The organism is Streptomyces sp. NPDC107517, assembly GCF_055582645.1.
The window spans coordinates 242,606-262,436 of record NZ_JBVJPM010000010.1 but is presented as its reverse complement, the minus strand read 5'-3'; the positions used below and the strand labels follow the sequence as shown (position 1 = coordinate 262,436).

General features: G+C 70.4%; 18 protein-coding genes. 12 read left to right on the top strand and 6 right to left on the bottom strand.

Going from position 1 to position 19,831, the window contains the following annotated elements:
* The first annotated feature begins 21 nt into the window (after positions 1–21).
* Entirely contained in the window at positions 22–1,776 is a 1,755-nt protein-coding gene (gene sdhA / locus ACZ67T_RS24045) for a succinate dehydrogenase flavoprotein subunit (RefSeq protein WP_469986704.1), read from the top strand.
* On the top strand, positions 1,776–2,540 hold the full coding sequence (locus tag ACZ67T_RS24040) for a succinate dehydrogenase iron-sulfur subunit (RefSeq protein ID WP_116510811.1): 765 nt from the start codon (positions 1,776–1,778) through the stop codon (positions 2,538–2,540). Before sdhA ends, ACZ67T_RS24040 begins: the two co-directional genes overlap by 1 nt.
* A gap of 105 nt (positions 2,541–2,645) precedes the next feature.
* Here ACZ67T_RS24040 and ACZ67T_RS24035 read toward each other — a convergent pair whose 3' ends face one another.
* Complete coding sequence (locus ACZ67T_RS24035; protein ID WP_469986819.1) at positions 2,646–3,086, bottom strand: Lrp/AsnC family transcriptional regulator; 441 nt, start codon at positions 3,084–3,086, stop codon at positions 2,646–2,648.
* A 110-nt stretch (positions 3,087–3,196) separates the two neighbouring features.
* Here ACZ67T_RS24035 and ACZ67T_RS24030 point away from each other — a divergent pair, with 110 nt between their 5' ends.
* The 6 genes from ACZ67T_RS24030 to ACZ67T_RS24005 all read left to right on the top strand — a co-directional run bounded on the left by ACZ67T_RS24030 (position 3,197) and on the right by ACZ67T_RS24005 (position 7,721).
* Positions 3,197–4,126 (top strand): SMP-30/gluconolactonase/LRE family protein, encoded by a 930-nt coding sequence (locus ACZ67T_RS24030; protein ID WP_469986703.1) that lies wholly within the window; start codon positions 3,197–3,199, stop codon positions 4,124–4,126.
* A 44-nt stretch (positions 4,127–4,170) separates the two neighbouring features.
* Entirely contained in the window at positions 4,171–4,572 is a 402-nt protein-coding gene (locus ACZ67T_RS24025) for a VOC family protein (RefSeq protein WP_469986702.1), read from the top strand.
* 111 nt (positions 4,573–4,683) lie between these two features.
* Complete coding sequence (locus ACZ67T_RS24020) at positions 4,684–5,094, top strand: hypothetical protein (RefSeq protein ID WP_469986700.1); 411 nt, start codon at positions 4,684–4,686, stop codon at positions 5,092–5,094.
* A gap of 5 nt (positions 5,095–5,099) precedes the next feature.
* Complete coding sequence (locus ACZ67T_RS24015; RefSeq protein WP_469986817.1) at positions 5,100–5,609, top strand: thiol-disulfide oxidoreductase DCC family protein; 510 nt, start codon at positions 5,100–5,102, stop codon at positions 5,607–5,609.
* A 120-nt stretch (positions 5,610–5,729) separates the two neighbouring features.
* Complete coding sequence (locus tag ACZ67T_RS24010) at positions 5,730–6,419, top strand: TetR family transcriptional regulator (RefSeq protein ID WP_469986815.1); 690 nt, start codon at positions 5,730–5,732, stop codon at positions 6,417–6,419.
* A gap of 120 nt (positions 6,420–6,539) precedes the next feature.
* Complete coding sequence (locus ACZ67T_RS24005; RefSeq protein WP_469986698.1) at positions 6,540–7,721, top strand: D-alanyl-D-alanine carboxypeptidase family protein; 1,182 nt, start codon at positions 6,540–6,542, stop codon at positions 7,719–7,721.
* Positions 7,722–7,847: 126 nt separating this feature from the next.
* On the opposite strand, the gene ACZ67T_RS24000 is transcribed toward ACZ67T_RS24005, so the two are convergent.
* The gene (locus ACZ67T_RS24000; protein ID WP_469986697.1) at positions 7,848–8,354 is read right to left on the bottom strand and encodes a MarR family winged helix-turn-helix transcriptional regulator; all 507 of its coding nucleotides are present in this window, start codon (positions 8,352–8,354) and stop codon (positions 7,848–7,850) included.
* Positions 8,355–8,463: 109 nt separating this feature from the next.
* Between ACZ67T_RS24000 and ACZ67T_RS23995 the strand changes: the two genes are divergently transcribed.
* A complete protein-coding gene (locus ACZ67T_RS23995; protein WP_469986695.1) occupies positions 8,464–9,777 on the top strand; it encodes an MFS transporter in 1,314 nt (437 codons plus the stop codon).
* Here ACZ67T_RS23995 and ACZ67T_RS23990 read toward each other — a convergent pair.
* Positions 9,707–12,172 carry an MMPL family transporter gene (locus ACZ67T_RS23990; RefSeq protein ID WP_469986813.1) on the bottom strand — a complete coding sequence of 822 codons (2,466 nt, stop codon included), beginning with the start codon at positions 12,170–12,172 and terminating at the stop codon, positions 9,707–9,709. The genes ACZ67T_RS23995 and ACZ67T_RS23990 overlap by 71 nt on opposite strands.
* A gap of 480 nt (positions 12,173–12,652) precedes the next feature.
* Here ACZ67T_RS23990 and ACZ67T_RS23985 point away from each other — a divergent pair, with 480 nt between their 5' ends.
* Both ACZ67T_RS23985 and ACZ67T_RS23980 read left to right on the top strand, forming a co-directional pair.
* Positions 12,653–13,327, top strand: a complete 675-nt coding sequence (locus ACZ67T_RS23985) for a response regulator transcription factor (RefSeq protein ID WP_469986812.1) — start codon at positions 12,653–12,655, stop codon at positions 13,325–13,327.
* Between the two features lie 17 nt (positions 13,328–13,344).
* On the top strand, positions 13,345–14,952 hold the full coding sequence (locus ACZ67T_RS23980; RefSeq protein WP_469986694.1) for a sensor histidine kinase: 1,608 nt from the start codon (positions 13,345–13,347) through the stop codon (positions 14,950–14,952).
* Here ACZ67T_RS23980 and ACZ67T_RS23975 read toward each other — a convergent pair.
* From ACZ67T_RS23975 to ACZ67T_RS23965, 3 genes are all read right to left on the bottom strand, one after another.
* A complete protein-coding gene (locus ACZ67T_RS23975; RefSeq protein WP_469986692.1) occupies positions 14,885–16,441 on the bottom strand; it encodes an ABC transporter substrate-binding protein in 1,557 nt (518 codons plus the stop codon). The two genes, ACZ67T_RS23980 and ACZ67T_RS23975, sit on opposite strands and share 68 nt — an antisense overlap.
* A gap of 261 nt (positions 16,442–16,702) precedes the next feature.
* Positions 16,703–18,058 (bottom strand): metallophosphoesterase, encoded by a 1,356-nt coding sequence (locus ACZ67T_RS23970; protein ID WP_469986690.1) that lies wholly within the window; start codon positions 18,056–18,058, stop codon positions 16,703–16,705.
* 54 nt (positions 18,059–18,112) lie between these two features.
* Positions 18,113–18,352: an SCO4848 family membrane protein gene (locus ACZ67T_RS23965; protein ID WP_227296876.1), complete on the bottom strand. Its 240-nt coding sequence runs from the start codon at positions 18,350–18,352 to the stop codon at positions 18,113–18,115.
* Here ACZ67T_RS23965 and ACZ67T_RS23960 point away from each other — a divergent pair.
* A complete protein-coding gene (locus tag ACZ67T_RS23960; protein ID WP_469986689.1) occupies positions 18,291–19,814 on the top strand; it encodes a D-alanyl-D-alanine carboxypeptidase in 1,524 nt (507 codons plus the stop codon). The two genes, ACZ67T_RS23965 and ACZ67T_RS23960, sit on opposite strands and share 62 nt — an antisense overlap.
* The last annotated feature ends 17 nt before the right edge of the window (positions 19,815–19,831 follow it).

The window sequence follows — 19,831 nt, the reverse complement described above, 5'->3', positions numbered from 1 at the left end:
ACGGGGCTGAGGCAACCACTCATGAAGATCCACAAGTACGACACCGTCATCGTCGGCGCCGGCGGCGCGGGCATGCGCGCGGCCATCGAGTCGACGAAGCGCAGCCGCACCGCGGTCCTGACGAAGCTCTACCCCACCCGCTCCCACACGGGCGCGGCGCAGGGCGGCATGGCCGCCGCGCTCGCCAACGTGGAGGAGGACAACTGGGAGTGGCACACCTTCGACACGATCAAGGGCGGTGACTACCTGGTCGACCAGGACGCCGCCGAGATCCTCGCGAAGGAGGCCATCGACTCCGTCCTCGACCTGGAGAAGATGGGCCTGCCGTTCAACCGCACCCCGGACGGCACCATCGACCAGCGCCGCTTCGGCGGCCACTCGCGCAACCACGGCGAGGCCCCGGTCCGCCGGTCCTGCTACGCCGCGGACCGCACCGGCCACATGATCCTTCAGACGCTGTACCAGAACTGCGTGAAGGAGGGCGTGGAGTTCTTCAACGAGTTCTACGTCCTGGACCAGCTCATCACCGAGGTCGACGGCGTCAAGCACTCCGCCGGTGTCGTCGCGTACGAGCTGGCGACCGGTGAGATCCACATCTTCCAGGCCAAGTCGGTCATCTACGCCTCGGGCGGCACCGGCAAGTTCTTCAAGGTGACGTCGAACGCGCACACCCTGACCGGTGACGGCCAGGCGGCCTGCTACCGGCGCGGTCTGCCGCTGGAGGACATGGAGTTCTTCCAGTTCCACCCGACCGGCATCTGGCGCATGGGCATCCTTCTCACGGAGGGCGCCCGCGGTGAGGGCGGCATCCTCCGCAACAAGGACGGCGAGCGCTTCATGGAGAAGTACGCGCCCGTCATGAAGGACCTCGCGTCCCGTGACGTCGTGTCCCGCTCCATCTACACGGAGATCCGTGAGGGCCGCGGCTGCGGTCCCGAGGGCGACCACGTCTACCTCGACCTCACGCACCTCCCGCCGGAGCAGCTCGACGCCAAGCTCCCGGACATCACGGAGTTCGCGCGCACGTACCTCGGCATCGAGCCCTACACGGACCCGATCCCGATCCAGCCGACCGCGCACTACGCCATGGGCGGCATCCCGACGAACGTCGAGGGTGAGGTCCTGTCGGACAACACCACCGTCGTCCCCGGTCTGTACGCCGCCGGCGAGGTCGCCTGCGTCTCCGTGCACGGCGCCAACCGCCTGGGCACCAACTCGCTGCTCGACATCAACGTCTTCGGGCGTCGTGCGGGCATCGCGGCCGCCGAGTACTCCGAGAAGGCCGACTACGTCGAGCTGCCCGAGGACCCGGCTTCGATGGTCGTCGAGCAGGTCGAGCGGCTGCGCAACTCCACGGGCTCGGAGCGCGTCGCGGTGATCCGCAACGAGCTCCAGGAGTGCATGGACGCCAACGTGATGGTGTTCCGCACCGAGCAGACGATCAAGACGGCCGTCGAGAAGATCGCCGAGCTGCGCGAGCGGTACCGGAACGTCTCGATCCAGGACAAGGGCAAGCGGTTCAACACCGACCTCCTGGAGGCCATCGAGCTGGGCAACCTGCTCGACCTGGCCGAGGTCATGGCGACCTCCGCCCTGGCGCGCAAGGAGTCCCGCGGCGGCCACTACCGCGAGGACTTCCCGAACCGCGACGACGTCAACTTCATGCGCCACACCATGGCGTACCGCGAGGTCGGCGACGACGGCTCCGAGTCCATCCGTCTGGACTACAAGCCGGTCGTCCAGACCCGCTACCAGCCGATGGAGCGTAAGTACTGATGGCTACCCCGACCATGGACAAGCTCGAGGCTCTCGAGGCGGACAACGGCTCGCACCTCATCACGGTCACCTTCCGCATCCGCCGGTTCAACCCGGAGGTCTCCGCGGACGCGGTCTGGGAGGACTTCCAGCTCGACATCGATCCGAAGGAGCGTGTCCTCGACGCCCTCCACAAGATCAAGTGGGAGCTCGACGGCTCGCTGACCTTCCGGCGCTCCTGCGCGCACGGCATCTGCGGCTCGGATGCCATGCGCATCAACGGTCGCAACCGCCTGGCCTGCAAGACGCTGATCAAGGACATCAGCCCGGAGAAGCCGATCACGGTCGAGGCCATCAAGGGCCTCACGGTCCTCAAGGACCTCGTGGTCGACATGGACCCGTTCTTCCAGGCCTACCGGGACGTCATGCCGTTCCTGGTCACGACGGGCAACGAGCCGACGCGCGAGCGTCTGCAGTCCGCCGAGGACCGCGAGCGCTTCGACGACACGACCAAGTGCATCCTGTGCGCCGCGTGCACGTCCTCGTGCCCGGTGTTCTGGAACGACGGCCAGTACTTCGGCCCGGCCGCGATCGTCAACGCGCACCGCTTCATCTTCGACTCGCGTGACGAGGCGGGCGAGCAGCGCCTGGAGATCCTCAACGACAAGGACGGCGTGTGGCGTTGCCGCACGACGTTCAACTGCACGGACGCCTGCCCGCGCGGCATCGAGGTCACCAAGGCGATCCAGGAAGTCAAGCGCGCGCTGATCACGCGACGCTACTGACCTTCCCGGTCGTACGTCTCGCACATCCCTGAGAGCCCCGCTCCCGGTTTCGCACCGGGGGCGGGGCTCTCGGCGCATCACGGGCCCCCTGTCAGGGGCCTGCTGTCACGGGCCTGCTGTCACGGGGCGTTCGAAGAACGTCTCCAGGGCCACCGTCGCCTGTGTGCCGCTGACGCCCTCGATCGCGTACAACCGCCGCAGCACGTCCTGGAGTTGCCCGGTCGTCTCCGTGCGCACCTTCACCAGGACCGACGCGCTGCCGGCGATGACGTGCGCCTCCTGGATCTCGGGGATCGCGGCGAACTCCCCGGCCGACTCGCCCATCCACGACGACGACTCGACCATCACGAACGCGAGCACCCCCTGCCCGAGCGCGGCCGGGTCCACATCGACGGTCGTCCGCCGGATCACGCCCCGCTCGCGCAGCTTGCGCACCCGCTCGTGGGCCGCGCCCGCCGAGAGACCGACCTCCTTGCCGAGCGCCGCGTACGCCGTCGTCGCGTCCCGCTGGAGCAGCGCCACCAGCTTCCGGTCCATGTCATCCACTGCCACTGTGACCCACTCCCGCTCCGCCGACCATGGCGTAACCGTATCTCGTTCTGCCATAGTCCCATACGACAGGATGTCATTCGGCCTACAGTTCCTGGGGGATAACCATGTCTGGCCAGAACCAGCCCAGCGTGTACGAGATTCTGGACGAGCGCTTCCGTACCGGACGGTGCGCGTTCGGGGACGACAGCCTCACCACCCTGCACACCGGCAGCCGTTGGACCGAAGGCCCCGTCTATCTGCCCGCCTGGCGCCAGCTCATCTGGAGCGACATCCCGAACGACCGCCTGCTGCGCTGGGACGAGGTGACCGGCGCCGTCAGCCTCTTCCGCGCCCCCGCCGGACACACCAACGGCAACACCCTCGACCGCGAGGGGCGCCTCATCAGCGCGGAGCAGGGCGGCCGCCGCGTCACCCGCACCGAGGCCGACGGGCGCGTCACCGTCCTCGCCGACCGCTTCGAGGGCAAACGACTCAACAGCCCGAACGACGCGGTGGTCCGCTCGGACGGCTCGATCTGGTTCTCCGACCCGGACTTCGGGATCACCAGCGACTACGAGGGCTTCCGCGCCGAGTCCGAGATCGGCGCCAACAACGTGTACCGGATCGACCCCGCCACCGGCAAGGTGCGCCAGGTCGCCGAGGGCTTCGGGGCACCGAACGGCCTCGTCTTCTCGCCCGACGAGCGCCAGCTGTACGTCTCCGACACCCGGGCCGGGCACATCCGCGTCCTCGACGTCCTCGACGACGGCGAGAGCCTCAGCGACGGCAAGGTCTTCGCCGAGACCAGCGGCGAAGACGGCCGCTTCGACAACATCCGCTTCGACGACGGCGGGCGGCTGTGGGCCGCCGCCATGCACGGCGGCGTGCACTGCTACGACCCCGACGGCACGCGGATCGGCCGCATCAACGTCCCGGAGCCGGTCTCGAACGTCGCGTTCGGCGGCCCCAAGAACAACATCCTCTTCATCACCGCGACGACCTCCCTGTACTGCCTGATGACCTCCGTGACCGGCGCGCCACGTATCCGCCGCTGACGATGTGCCGTCCGGTTCGCCCCGATCATGGCTAATCTGACGGTATGTCACTTGAGCTTGAACTGCTCGGCTTCGACAACATGCTGTTCCCCGTCGGCGATCTCGGCGAGGCGGTCTCCTTCTACGAGCGGGCCGGCTTCCGCGTGAAGTTCCGCCTCGACGAGGCGGGGATCGCGCTCCTCGAAGCCGGCAAGGAGACACCCGGCGTACTGCTGCGCGCGGAGGAGGACTTCGGCCACCGGCCTCCTCCGTGGCCGGGGCCGCGCGTATGGCTGGAGGTGCGCGACGCGAAGGCGGCGGCCCGGGCGCTGGCGGAGGCCGGGATCTCCCCCGTCGACCCGCCGTTCTCCACCTCCACCGGATACGTCGTGGAGATCGCGGATCCGTGGGGCAACGTCATCGGCCTCACGGACTATCTCAAGCGGCCCGAACTGGCGCGGAGTTGATATCGGGGTTCACCGGTTCCCGTCGGCCGACCCTCGCTTGAACATGTTCAAAAACAGGTCTACAGTCCTTCTCGACAGCGTTTTTGAACGCGTTCAAGAAGGGGTGGGGAAATGGACCTCACAGTCGTCGCATATGTCGTCTACCTCGTGGTCAGCATCAGCCTGACCGTCTGGGTGGCGCGCACCCTGAGCCATAACGGAAGGGTCTTCCTCGCCGACGTGCTGCACGGGAACGAGAAGCTCGCGGAGGCCGTCAATCACCTGCTCGTGGTCGGCTTCTATCTCGTCAACCTCGGCTTCGTGGCGCTGTACCTGAGCGGGGACGACGCCATCGCCGACACCCGGGACATCTTCGAGGCCCTGTCGACGAAGCTCGGCGTGGTGCTCCTCGTGCTCGGCGTCATGCACCTGGGGAACGTGTGGGTGCTCAACAAGATCCGGCGGCGGGGCGTGATGGAGCGGGAGCAGCAGCCGCCCGTACCCCCGCAGGGCTGGGCCGCGCCGCCGGTGGCCGGGGCGTGACGGCGATGAGCGAGGTCGTGGACCGGAGCACCACGGGGGCCCCGGTCCGCCGGCTCATCCTGCTCTACGACGCCCAGTGCCCGCTCTGCACGTTCCTGCGGAACTGGCTCGCCCGGCAGCGGCAGCTCGTCCCGCTCGACCTGGTGCCGGCCGGGTCCGAAGAGGCCCGGCGCCGCTGCCCGGGGATCGACCACGTCTCCACGCTCTCGGAGATCACGCTCGTGGGCGACAGCGGCCAGATCTACCGCGGGCCCGCCGCCTGGGTCGTCACCCTGTGGGCACTGTCCGAGTACCGGCCCCTGTCCCACAAGTTCAGCACCCCGGCCGGCGCCCGGCTCGCGCGCGCCGCGGTCCTCGGCGCCGCCAAGTACCGCCAGGCACATCGGGACCAGCAGGTCAGGAGGGCCGGAGGCGGCGCCTACCGCAGGACGGACGGCTGGGTGTACGACCGCGTCGACGGCTGGACGTACTACGGCGCCACGGCCTGCGACAGCGGCTGCCACGTACCCGATTAGGCTCTGAGCGTGCCAGCAGAGAAAGAGACCCCCGAGAGCCCTGCGAAGAGCCCCGCAAAGAACCCCGCGAAGAGTCCCGCGAAGAGTGAGCAGACGCGGGCGCTGATCCTGGAGACCGCGATGCGGATGTTCCGGGAGCGGGGCTACGACAAGACGACGATGCGGGCCATCGCCAAGGAGGCAGGGGTCTCCGTCGGCAACGCGTACTACTACTTCGCGGGCAAGGAACACCTCATCCAGGGGTTCTACGACCAGATCTCCGCGGAGCACCGGGCGGCCGTGCGGCCCGTGCTCGACCGGGAGACCGACCTGGAGAAGCGGCTCGCCGGGGTGCTGAGCGCCTGGCTGGAGATCGCGGAGCCGTACCACGAGTTCGCGGCCCAGTTCTTCAAGACCGCCGCGGACCCGACCAGCCCGCTCAGCCCTTTCTCGCCCGAGTCGGAGCACGCCCGCGAGACGGCGATCGACGTGCACCGCGAGGTGCTGGCCGGGTCGAAGGCGAAGGTTCCGGCCGAACTCGCCGCGATCCTGCCGGAGTTGATGTGGCTCTCCCAGATGGGTCTCGTCCTGTACTGGGTCTTCGACAGCTCCGAGGACCGGGAGCGCAGCCGGCGCCTCGCCGAACGGGGGGCACGCCTGACGACGCGCGGGGTCGCCCTCGCCCGGTTCCGGGTGCTGCGGCCGCTCGTCCTCGAGGTCCACGAGCTGTTCACGGACTTCCTGCCGGGGATGACGGAGGCGTCCACGGCGGCGCGGGAGAAGGGGAAGGGGAACGGGATGGAGAAGGGGAACGGGAAGGGGAAGGGCTGACCTTCGGGGGCGGCGGGGGCTGCGGGGGGTGCGGGGGGTGCCGGGCCGGCTGACCGGCAGGCCGCCTGACTGGCGGGGGGCTCTTACCTTCGGTTCATGCGCGGCTTGTACGGTCGTCTGATGCCCGGCTCCTCTTCATCGCACCACGTCAGCCGTCGTGCCGCGCTCGCCCTCGGTCTCGGCGCCGCGGCCTCCGTCACCCTGCCGGGGCCCCGCGCCTCGGCCGCGGTCTCCGCCGTCGGCGGGAAGCGTCTCGGCGAGTCCGGTGTCCAGGTGGCGTCCGGCGCGCCCCGGCTGCCGAAGCTCGCCGCCAAGGCGTGGCTCGTCGCCGACCACGACAGCGGCGACGTCCTCGCCTCGTACGATGCGCACCGCGCGCTGCCTCCGGCGTCGACGCTCAAGATGCTGTTCGCGGACACGGTCCTGCCGAAGTTCGGGCGGGCCTCGGTCCACAAGGTGACCGCCGCCGATCTCGCCGGGATCCCGTACGGCAGCAGCCTCGTCGGCGTCCAGGCCGGAACCTCGTACACCGTCGAGCAGCTGTGGCAGGGCGTCTTCCTGCGCTCCGGGAACGACGCGGTGCACGTGCTCGCCAGCATGAACGGCGGGGTGGGCGAGACCGTCCGCCAGATGCAGGCCCGCGCGAAGGACCTCCAGGCGAACGACACGCATGTGGTCAGCCCCGACGGCTTCGACCACAAGGGGCAGGTGTCGTCGGCGTACGACCTGACACTGTTCGCGCGCGCCGGGCTCAAGAACGAGGACTTCCGCGGCTACTGCGCCACGAAGACGGCCGACTTCCCGGCCGGAGGCAAGAAGACGTTCCAGATCCAGAACACGGACCGCCTCCTCACCGGGCAGGGCGTGGCCGGGTACCAGGGGCTCATCGGTGTGAAGAACGGCTACACCTCGCACGCCGGCAACACGTTCACCGGCGCGGCGACCCGCGGCGGGCGCACCCTGCTCGTCACCGTCATGCACCCCAAGTCCGGGTACGAGGCGGTGTACGAGGAGACGGCGGCGCTGCTCGACTGGGGGTTCGCGGCGGCGGGCAAGGCCGATCCGGTCGGCACGCTGGTCACGCCACTGAGCGAGCAGCCCAAGGGGGCGGCGGCCAAGCCGGGTGCGGGGGCCGCGGGCTCGGAGGGCGCGCCGGGCGCTCCCGTCGCCGCGTCGACCACGTCCCACACGGACGACTGGGCGTTCGGCGGCTCGGCGGCGGTCGCGATGCTCGCGGGTGGCGGGCTGCTGGCGCTGCGGCGGCGGGAGCGGCCGGGCGGGCGCAGGCGCCGTCGGGGCTGACGCGGCCCAGTGGCGGGGTGGCGTCAGGCCGACGCCGGACCAGTGAAGTGAGCGGGGCGCGGTGTCAGGCCGACGCCGGACCAGTGCGCGAGGTACGGCGTCACGGCTGACGTCTCTGGGGGCCCCTCAGGGCCGGTGGCCGCCGGGGCCCGATTCCGCGGCCACCATCACCCGCCGCAGCAGGTCCGAGAGCAGCCTGCGCTCCTTCGCGTCGAGCGCGCCGAGCACCCGGTGCTCCTCGCCCCCGAGCCGGTCCATCGCCTTGCGCCAGATCGCGTGACCCGGTTCGGTCAGCTCCACGTCGACGCGGCGCCGGTCGGTCCTGGACGGCGTACGGACGACGAGGCCGCGGCGTTCGAGGCCGTCGAGGCGGCCCGTGACGGAGGCCGGGGCGAGGCCCAGGTCAGCGGCGAGTTCCGAGGGCGTCGCGCGTCCGCCGCGCCCCGCGAGCTTGTGCAGCGTGTCGTACTCGAACCGCTCCAGCTCCACGTCCGCCAGGGCCTGTTCACGGACCTTGCGCAGATGCCGGGTGAGCTCGCCCGCGCGCGTGACCGCGCCCTCGATGTCCGGGTCGAGGTCCGGCATGAGCGGCAGCCAGCGCGCCAGATGCTCATCAGTCGAGTCGCGTTCCATGGGGGCAGTTTACGGCCAGACCCTTCGGCACCAGATATTTCGCTGTCAGATATTTTGCCACCAGATACTTCGTTGACTAATAGTTCGACAACGAAATACATTCGCCTGCATGCCGCGCCCCAGCCTCCGCCACCCGCTGTTACGCAACGCCCGCTTCCGCCGCTTCTTCCTCGGCCGCTTCCTCTCCCTGGTCGGCGACGCCGTCATCCCCTCCGCCCTCGCCCTCGCCGTGCTGCGGGCCACCGGCTCCGCCTCGGCGCTCGCGCTGGTCCTGGGCTGCGCGATGGTCCCGCGACTCCTGCTCCTCCCCCTGGGCGGCGTGATCGCCGACCGCTTCGACCCGCGCACCGTCGCCCTGACCACCGACCTCGTACGCTGCGCCGGACAGCTCTTCGTCGGCGTCCAACTCCTCTCCGGGAAGCCGGAGTTGTGGCAGATCGCGGCGGCCGAGGTGATCGGCGGTGCCGCCTCCGCCTTCGCCATGCCGACGCTCGCCTCACTGATCGTCGGCATCGTCGGCGAGAAGGACCGGAAGGCGGCCAACTCCGCGCTCGGCGTGGTGCGCAGCGGCACGCTTGCGGGCGGTCCGGCGCTCGCCGGGCTGCTCGTCCTGACCGCCGGACCCGGGTGGGCGTTCATCCTCGACGCCGCCTCGTTCGCCGTCAGCGCCGCCCTGCTCGCCACGCTGCGGCTCAGCCGCGCCACGGCACCCGCCGACGAACGCCCCTCCCTCCGGTCCGACCTCGTCGAGGGCTGGCGCGAGGTGCGCTCGCGCGGCTGGTACTGGACGAGCCTCGTCGCCCACGCCACCTGGAACGGCGGGTCAGCCGTGTTCGCCACCCTCGGACCGGTCATCGCCGTCAGGGAACTGGGCGGCGACGGCGCCTGGATCATGATCGCCCAGGCCGGCGCCGTCGGCCTCCTCCTCGGATCACTGCTGTCCGGGCGGGCCCGCCCCCGCCGCCCGGTCCTCACCGGCAACCTGGCCCTGACCACGTACGTCCTGCCGCTGGCGCTGCTCGCGCTGCACGCCCCGGCACCGGCGGTCGCCGCCGCGTTCGGCGTCGCCCTCGTCGCCCTCGGCTTCTTCAACCCCCTCTGGGAGACGGTGGTCCAGACGGCCGTTCCCGAGGCGGTCCTCGCCCGCGTCACCTCGTACGACTGGCTGCTCTCGCTGGCCGCGATGCCCCTCGGCTACGTCCTCGCCCCGCTCGCCGCCGACGCCTGGGGTGAGGCGACCCCGCTGTGGATCGCGGCGGCTGCCGTGGGCCTGGCCTGCGTGGCCACGGCGGGGGTGCCCGGCGTACGGCAGTTCACTCTGCACACCCCCGTCAACGCCCGTGACGCAGAGGTCAGTTCACCAGATCCGCACCGTCGTCCGTCAGCTCCACGTCGTACACCAGCGGGCCGCCCCCGACGGTGATGTGGCGGGCGCGCGGCGCCACGCCGTGCGCCGTCACCGCCAGGACGTACGCCCCCGGCGCGGGCACCGACACGATGTACGAGCCGTCGGCGAGGGACGTGACGCGGTCGAGCTGGCGGCCGCCCCGGGAGACGAGGGTGACGGAGGCGCCGGCCAAGGGATCGCCGTCGGGGGTGCGCAGGAATCCGTGGACGACCGTGGCCCCACCGGCGCTGCTGCTCTCCATGGGCTCCGCGGTCTCGATGGCGCCGGCGCTTCTGCTGGGCTCGGCCGGCGGTGCGGCGGACGGTTCTGCCGCTTCCACGGCCAGGTGCGGGAGCCGGCGGTCCAGCCAGTCCGGCAGCCACCAGTTGGAGCGGCCGAGGAGATGCATCGCCGCCGGGACCAGCGCCGTACGCAGGACGAACGCGTCGAGCGCCACCGCGGCGGCCAGCCCGATGCCCGCCATCGCGCCCTCCATGTCGCCGCTCAGGACGAACGCGGAGAACACGCAGATCATGATGAGGGCCGCGCAGTTGATGACCCGGCTCGTCTCGGCGAGGCCGACGCGCACGGCCCGCGCGTTGTCCCCGGTGTGCACCCACTCCTCGTGCATCCGGCTCACCAGGAACACCTGGTAGTCCATCGAGAGGCCGAACAGCAGCGACAGCATGATCACCGGCAGGAACGCGGTGATCGGCCCCTCCTTCCCGATGCCGAGGAACTCCGTCCCCCAGCCCCACTGGAAGACCGCCACCAGGACGCCGAACGACGCGGCCGCCGCGATCAGGTTCATCAGCGCGGCCGTGAGCGGCACGACGAACGAGCGGAACGCGATCAGGAGCAGCAGGAAGCCGAGCCCGATGATGGCGCCCACGAAGTAGGGCAGCCGGTCACCGGTCACCGACGCGAAGTCCTTGAAGACGGCCGTCACCCCGCCGACATGCGCCTCGACACCGGCTTCCGGGATCACATCGTCCCGGAGCCGGTCGATGAGCCGGTCCGTCCCGACGGACTGCGGTGACGTCTTCGGCACGACCTGGATGACCGTGATGCCCCCGGCCGGCGGGGCCGCGGCGGCCTGCGCGACGCCGTCCGTCGCACGGATCGTCCTGACCAGCTCCGTGGTGTCGGCGCCGCCCGGCACGACGACCTGAAGCGGCCCGTTGAAACCGGGCCCGAAGCCCTCCGCGAGCAGGTCGTACGCCTGCCGGGTCGTCGTCGACTCCTGGTGATTGCCCTGATCGGTGGCGCCGAGCCGCAGCGACAGCACGGGCAGCGCGAGGACCGCCATGACCACCAGCGCCATCGCCGCGATCGAACGCGGGCGCTTTTGCACATACGCCGACCAGCGCGCCGCGGGACCGCTCGCCTCGGCGGGATCGGGCCCCGCCACCGCGAGCTTCCGCCGCTGCTTGCGGCTGAGGACGCGCGGGCCGAGCAGGCCGAGGAGCGCGGGCAGGAGGGTGACCGCCGCCAGGACACTGAGTACGACCGTGAGGGACGTGGCGATGACGACACCGTCCAGGAAGCGCAGGTTCATCACCAGCATTCCGGCGAGCGCGATGCACACGGTGGCGCCCGCGAACAGGACCGCGCGCCCCGACGTGTTGAGGGCGCGCACCGCCGACTCCTCCGGTTCGAGCCCTCGCTGGATGCCGCGCCGGTGCCGGGTGACGATGAAGAGCGCGTAGTCGATGCCGACACCGAGGCCGATCAACGAGCCGAGCAGCGGCGCCACTTCGGGCACGTTCGTCACGTGACTGAGCAGCATCGTCGCCATCATTCCGCTGCCTACGCCCATGATCGCCACGACGATCGGAAGCAGCATCGCGAAGAGCGAGCCGAAGGCCAGGAAGAGAACGACGGCCGCCGCCGCGATGCCGACCACCTCGGAGACGCCGGTGGGCGGCTCCTGGATACGGGTGATGGCCTGGCCGCCCAACTCGACCTGCAGTCCGTCACGTTCGGCGCCCTGAGCCGTGTCGACGACCTTCTGGACCAGGTCCTTGGGAACCTCGTTCGCCTGGTCGGTGAAGGTGATCTGCGCGTAGGCGGTGCGGCCGTCGCGGCTGATCTGCGCGGCGCCGTTCTTCCCGTAGGGGCCGGCGACCTCTCCGACACCCCGCATTCCGGCGATCTCTTTCAGCGCGGGCTCGATCCGGGACCGTACGGCCTTGTCCGTCACCGGCCCCACGTCGCCGGACGCCCGCCACACCACGGTGTCCGTGTCGCCCGAGCTCTGCGGGAACGCCTTCGTCATCAGGTCGTACGCCTGCTTGGAATCCGTGTCGGGGAGGGAGAACACGTTCGAGTAGTCGGTGCCCGCCGAGGTGCCCGCGGCCCCCAGGCCGAACAGCGCCCCCACCCACAGCACCAGGACCACCAGGCGGTGCCGGTAGCACCACCGTGCCAATGCCGTCACGTTTGCCACTCCTTCGGTCTTCCGTCACCGGGAGCGCGGCCGTGACTTCGGCGCGGGCTCCGCGGGTTCCCCCGGGCCTGCCTCGCCCTCAGCATCCGTGGGCGCAGGCGCGCGGCGGCACGACGCGGCCATGACTCTCAAGGAACTCCAAGGGGGCAAGCAGGGCCGAGCGGGGGCGGGCCCGCCGATACTGGACGTATGAACGCTGGGGGTATGAGTGCCGGGCATGTGAACTCGGGGCACGCGGACGCCGGTTCCGTGAACCCTGGGCCGGTGAGTGCCGGGCACGCGGACGCCGGTTCCGTGCATCCTGGGCCGGTGAGTGCCGGGCACGCGGACGCTGGGGCCGTGGGCGCTGGGCCCGTGGATGCCGGGCACGCGAGTGCTGGGCCCGCGAGTGCCGGAGCCGTGGATGCTGGAGCCGTGAGCATTGGGGCCGTGAACAGCGCGGAGCACCCCGTGGGAGCCACCGTGCTCATCGTCGAGGACGAGCCGAGCATCGCCGATGTCCTCGCGATAGCCCTGCGCTACCACCGCTTCCAGGTCATGACCGCGGGCACCGTCCGCGAGGGCCTCGCCCTCGCCACCCGCACCCGGCCCGACGCCGCGCTGCTCGACGTGATGCTCCCCGACGGCGACGGCCGGGCACTCGGGCGCGAACTGCGGGCCCGCAGGCCCGATCTGGCCCTCGTCTTCCTGACCGCGCGCGACGCGCCCGCCGAGATCGTGGGCGCGCTCGGCTTCGGCGACGACTACATCACCAAGCCGTTCAACATCGACGAGGTCGTGGCCAGGCTGGGCGCCGTCCTGCGCCGCACCCGGCCCGCCGACGTCCTGCCCGAACGCCCGCCGCTGCGCTACGGCGACCTGGAGCTCGACGAGACGGCCTACACCGTGCACCGCTCGGGCCGCACGGTCCAGCTCACGCCCACCGAGTACGCGCTCCTGCGCTTCCTCGTGCGCAACGGCGGCCGCGTCGTCCCCAAGGAGCAACTCCTGCGTCACGTATGGCAGTACGAGCACACCGCGGAGTCGACCGTCGTCGAGACGTACATCAGCTACCTGCGGCGCAAACTCGCAGCGCTGGGGCCGCCGTTGATCACGACGCGGCGGGGGGTCGGGTACGGGCTTGCGAGTGGGGCGTGAAGCGGGCGCGGGGGCACGTGCCCGGTCGCAGTCGGCGGTTCCACTCCCTGCGCGCCAAACTCGCCCTCGTCAACGTGGCGCTGCTCGCCCTCGGCATCGTCGCCGCGACCGCCGTCAGCCTCATGGGCATGCGCCACTACCTCCTCGCGAACGTCGACGCCGAGCTGACGTCGTCCCGCACCTCGCTCCAGCGCACCGGCCTCACCCTCAAACAGATCGAGTCGCTCAGCGAACTGGGCATCGCCCTCGACAAACTCTCCCCCGGCCCCGACTCGACCGACTCGGGCGCGAGTTCGCTGCCGCGCAACGAAACCGTGTTCGTGGCCGTCGACCGGGCCGGCGATCCCATCACCGTGGGCACTCTGCGCCCGACAGCCCGCCAGCGCGACCTCGCCTCCGCGGTCGACGATCCGAAGGCGCTCGCCACCGCCGACGAGCCGCGCGACGTCACCGTGCACGGCGACCCGTACCGCGCGGTGGGCGCCCGACTCGCCGACGGCACGACCGTGCTGCTCGCCACCTCGACGGCCAACGTCCAGACCGGCATCCACAAGGCCCTCAGGCTCGACATCGCCCTCGGCACGGGCCTGCTCGCGCTGCTCGCCGTCCTCACCATGATCGGCGTCAGCCACCGGATGCGGCCCCTCGAAGACATGGTCGAGACCGCGTCGGCCATCGCCGACGGCGACCTCGCACGGCGTGTGCCGCCGCACCACGACACCGCCCTGGAGGTCGAACAGCTGCGGCTCGCCCTCAACTCCATGCTCCACCAGGTCGAAACGGCCTTCGAGACCCGCGAGCGCAGCTCCGCCCAGCTCCGGCGGTTCGTCGCCGACGCCTCCCACGAGCTGCGCACGCCCCTTGCGGCGATCCGCGGCTACCTCCAGCTCTACGACAAGGGGATGCTCCGCGACCCGGCCGAACTCGCCCGCGCCCTGGGCCGCGTCCACGCCGAGGCGGACCGCATGGGCCGACTCGTCGACGAACTCCTCACGCTGGCCCGCCTCGACCAGGGACCCGAACTGCGCCTGCGGAACGTCGACCTGAGCCGGCTGGTGCGCGAGGCGGCCGACGACCTGCGCGTGCAGCAGCCGGACCGCCCGGTCCACGTCGCCGCGGACGGCGCGCTGCTCGTCCGCGCCGACGAGTCGGGCCTGCGCCAGATCCTCGGGAACCTCCTCGCCAATGTGCGTACCCACACGCCGGAGGACGCCCCCGTCAGCGTCTCGCTCGAACGCGCGGACGGGACGGTGCGGCTGAGCGTGGCCGACGAGGGGCCCGGGCTCGCCGAGGAGGACGCGGCACGGATCTTCGACCGCTTCTTCCGAGCGGGCGGGGGTGCCGGCAGCGGTCTGGGCCTGGCGATCGTGCAGGGAGTGGTGTCGGCGCACGGCGGCGAGGTGTCGGTACGGACGGCTCCGGGGACGGGGGTGCGGGTGACGGTGGTGCTGCCAGGGGGCGGGGGGCCGGTGGGCTCGGCCGTGGCTGAGGGGGTTGCCGTGGGTGAGGGTCCCGTGGGTGGGCGTCCCGTGAGTAGGGCCTCCTCGTCGGATCCAGTCAGATCCAGCCGAGCCGCCACAACCGGAACACCCCGGTCCCGTCCGACAGATACTGCCCGCCGGTGATGTCCTCCGTACTGAGCACGTACTCCTTGCGCTGCCACAGGGGAATGATCGGGACGTCGCGCGCGACCGCTTCCTGCAGCTTGCGGAAGTCGCCCATGGTGCGGCTGCGGTCCTCGTACTGCTGACTGGCCTGGATCAGGCCGTCGACCTCTTTGCTGCTGTATCCGTTGTGCATGCCGGACCCGGTGCGCACGAGCTGGGCGGTGAACGTGTCCGGGTCGGGGAAGTCCGGCAGCCAGCCGACCGCGTACGCGTCGAGCTTCCCGCTCGCGTACCGCGTCTGGAAGTCGGTCCACTCGTAGTAGCGCAGGCTCACCTTGAACAGCCCGCTCGCCTCCAGCTGCCGCTTGATCTCCTTCGCCTCGGACGCGGACGCGGCGCCGCGCGAGTACGCGAACTCGAAACGGACCGGCGCGCTCACCCCGGCCTCCTGGAGCAGCTTGCGCGCACGGGCGGCGTCCGGCTTCGGATACGCGTCGAAGAACGCGGTCGTGTGCCCGGTGATGCCGCGCGGGATCAGGGAGTAGAGGGAGTCGACGGTGCCTCGGTACGTCGAGGCGACCAGCCGGTCCCGGTCGAGGAGCGTGGCGAGGGCCTGCCGCACCCGGCGGTCGTGCAACGGGCGACCCGTCCGCACATTGAGGACGAGATTCCGGGTCTCCGCGCTGTCGACCTCGGTGAGCCGCTCCCCCTTGTCACTCGGCGCGTACGAGGCGAGCAGCGCGGGCGGCAGCTGCCGAGCGGCGACGTCGACCGAACGCGCCTTCCAGGCGGATTCGAGGGCGGCCGAGTCCTTGAAGTAGCGCAGGATGGTGGGCTTGCCGACGCTCTGGACCGCGCCCAGGTAGTGGGAGTTGGGGACGAGCTTCGCCTGCTTGCCCGGCGTGTACGAGCTGAGGCTGTAGGGGCCGGTGCCGTCGACGCGGGAACGGGTACGCAGGCTGCGCGCCGGGTACTGGGTGCTGTCGACGATGGAACCGGCACCCGTGGCGACCTTGAACGGGAACGTCGCGTCGGGCGAGGACAGCTGGAAGGTCACCGTCCGCGTCCCGCTCGTCTCGACCTTGCCGAGCGTGTCGAGCAGGGTGGCGGGGCCCACCGGCGAGTTGATGGCCTTGACCCGGTCGAAGGAGAACTTCACGTCCTTGGCCGTGACCGCGCGACCACTCGGGAACTTCAGGCCGTCACGCAGCTCGCAACGGTAGGTGAGCAGCCCCTGGCCGACGAACCCGCAGTGCTTCGCGGCATCCGGCACGGGCGCGGCGCCACCCGCGTCGAACGTGAGGAGTGACTGGAACACGTTGCTGTACAGCGCCCATGATCCGCCGTCGTACGCGCCGGCCGGATCGAGCGAGGTCACGGCGTCGGTCGTCCCGACGGTGATCGTCTTCCCTTGCTCGTCCCGATCCGGAAGCAGCTGCCAGGCGCCGGCTCCGGCGGCGGCAAGCACCATGAACGTCGCACATACCCGCATGCGAATCGACCGCATCGCGCCCCTCCCCAGTGACGTGGATCACTGAATCACAGGAGTTTGAGCTGTGGGAAGAGAAGGTGATGAGGTTTCGAAGACCGAGAGGCACCTTGTGAGCAGCTTATGAGCAAGGGGGTTTCGAGCCTGTTTCGGGACGGGGTCTTTTGGGAGGACAGAGGGCGGCTGACGGAATTCCTTTTGGGGGCGGCGGGCTTTGCGGCGGTGGCTTTCATGGCTTTCTTGGTGAGGCCGGGGACATATCTCCCCGGCCCCACCACCTCACGCCTGCTTCGACGCCAGCTCCACGACCGTGATGTCCGAGGGCGCGCCCACCCGGACCGGTGGGCCCCACGCACCGGCGCCCCGGCTCACGTACAACTGCGTGTCGCCGTATCGCTCCAGGCCCGCGAGCGTCGGATTCGCCGCGTCGGCGATGAAGTTGCCCGGCCAGAGCTGGCCGCCGTGGGTGTGACCCGACAGCTGGAGGTCGACGCCGTGCTTCACCGCCTCGTGGATCATCACGGGCTGGTGGGCGAGGAGAACGGCGGCGCGGCCGGGGTCGCGGTCACCGAGCGCCTTGTCATAGTCAGGCCCGTCGTCGTAGTTCTCGCCGGTCACGTCGTTCACACCGGCCAGGTCGAACGCGCCCATCTCCACACGCGCGTTCTCCAGGGGCCGCAGACCGATCTCACGAACGTGCTCGACCCACGGCTCGGCGCCCGAGAAGTACTCGTGGTTGCCCGTCACGAAGTACGTGCCGTGGCGGGCCCGCAGTCCCGCGAGCGGCGCGACGGCCGGCGCCAGGTCCTCGACACTGCCGTCGACCAGGTCTCCGACGACCGCGATGAGGTCGGGCTGCGTGGAGTTGATCGTGTCGACCACCGTCTGGGCGAACCCCCGCCCCAGAACCGGTCCCAGATGGATGTCGCTGACGACCGCGATCCTGAACCCGTGCGCCGAACGCGGCAGCCGGGCCAGCGGAACCGTGACCCGCTTCACCTTGGGCCCGCGCAGCACGCCGTACGCGCCGTTCCCGACGATCCCGGCGGCCGCGACGACGGCGGCACCACCGACGACGCGAGAGACAAAGAGCCGACGCGAGGGCTCTGACGCGACCGGGGGCGTCTCGGGCTTGGGGGTGTTGGCGCCGGTGTTGGCTTGGCCGTTGACGCTGGCGCTGGCGCTGGCGTTGGCGTTGGCGTTGGCGGGGGTGGGGGTGGGGGTGGAAGACGCGGTGGACAGCTCGTCGGGCTCGCGCGTCGGAACCAGTACGGGCTCCGGCAAGGACCCCGCCTCCGCGCCGCCCGGCGCGGACCCGCGATCGAGGAAACGCCTCAGCAAGGGGCGCACCACCTCGCCCACGAGGACCGCGAGCACCAGATAGATGGAGAAGGCCATCCACAGGAACCCGGGCCAGGACAGGACCTGCTGCAACCAGAACGGCGCACCGGCCCGCCCGCTCGCCACCGCCGCGAACATCAGCAACGGCCCCGACACGAATACGACCGTGCCCGCCCGCCGTGCGAGACCAGCCCGAGCCGTGGTGTCGCGCACCAGACGGCGCCACGCGTACCAGTGCAGACCGGCGAACGCCGCGAGCGACGCAAGCCCTGCGATCACTAATACGGCGATCACGACGCCGCTCCCCCCGTTGCGTTCATCGCGGTGTCCGTTGCGGTGTTCTTCACGTCACGCCCGACGCAGGGCGCGCAGTCCGCGGAACCCGATGCCCCCCACCACCGTCCCCAAGACAAAGGAGACAACGGCGAGCGTCAGATGCACCCAGAAGTAGGCGGTCGGGTCGCCGGCGTCGTCGAAGGCAAGCCCGCTCCCGTCCTTCCACAGGTTCTTGACGAAAGTGACCCAGATGACCCAGCTCCAGACACCGAAGGCGAGCAGGAACCAGGAGACGGGGCGGCTGAGCTTCATACCCTCAGTATCGCCAGTCCTCCGTCCGCACCGCCGCCGGGGTGGGGAGCAGGAGACACAGGGCACCTCGGCAAAGACTTACGGGCCCCAGCCATGTACGTTCACGACCGTGCCTGCCTCGAATGAGTCGTATTTCACGACCGCCTCTGCCAAGACCGAGTCTCTTTTCGAGCGTTCTGGTCTGAAGCGTTCCGGTACTCGGCGTGCCGGGCGCTGGTCCGCCGTAGCCGCCACGGTCGCCGCTTCCGCCACTCTCGTCTCGGTCTGCTGCGCAGCACCCGCACTGGCAGACGACAAGCCGGGCTCTTCCAAGGACAAGGCGAAACCGCCGGCCTCGATGTCGACGGTGGGCGGCGCACAGCTGGGAAAGCCGGGCACACAGGTGAATCTGGCGAACGGCGCCCCCGTCCTGCCGAAGGATCTGAGCGCGCGCTCCTGGATCGTCACGGACGCCGAGTCGGGGCAGGTACTCGCCTCGCACAACGCGCACTGGCGCCTGCCCCCCGCCAGCACCCTCAAGATGCTCTTCGCGGACACGGTCCTCCCCAAGTTCCCCAAGACCCAGACGCACAAGGTCGTCCCTTCCGACCTGGCCGGCATCGGCGAAGGCTCCAGCATGGTCGGCGTCAAGGAGAACTACACCTACACCGTCCACGACCTGTGGCTCGGCGTGTTCCTCCGCTCCGGCAACGACGCGGTCCACGTCCTGTCCGCCCTCAACGGTGGTGTCCCGCAGACCGTCAAGGACATGCAGTCCCACGCCGACGAGCTCCAGGCCCTCGACACCCACGTGGTCAGCCCCGACGGCTACGACGCCCCCGGCCAGGTCTCCTCCGCCTACGACCTCACTCTCTTCGCCCGCTCGGGCCTGCAGAAGAAGGACTTCCGCGAGTACTGCGCGACGGCGACCGCGAAGTTCCCCGAGTCACAGAAGAAGGGCAAGACCACCAGCTCCTTCCAGATCCAGAACACCAACCGGCTCATCACCGGCGACATGGGCCTCGACCCCTACAAGGGCATCGCCGGGGTCAAGAACGGAAACACCACCAACGCCGGCGCCACCTTCACCGGAGTCGCCGAACGCAACGGCAAGGTCCTCCTCGTCACCGTCATGAACCCCGACTCAGGCGAGAACCAGGCCGTCTACCAGGAGGCGGCCCGTCTCCTCGACTGGGGTTTCAAGTCCGACGACAAGGTCACCCCGGTGGGACAGCTCGTCGCACCCAAGAGCGCCGACACCGCCGGCTCCGACGGCTCCTCCGCCAGTCCGAAGGGCAACAAGGGAGCTGCGGCCCCCGGCAAGGCGTCGACCGCCCACGCCTCCGTGCACAAGGGCTCCAGCGGCGTGGGTACCGCCCTGGCCATCACGGGCGGTGCCCTCCTCCTCCTGGCCGCGGCCGCTTTCCTCGTCAACCGCCGCTGGCCCCTGCCCGAACTGGTACGCCGCCTCCCCCGACGCTGACGGCCCCGCCCGGGGCT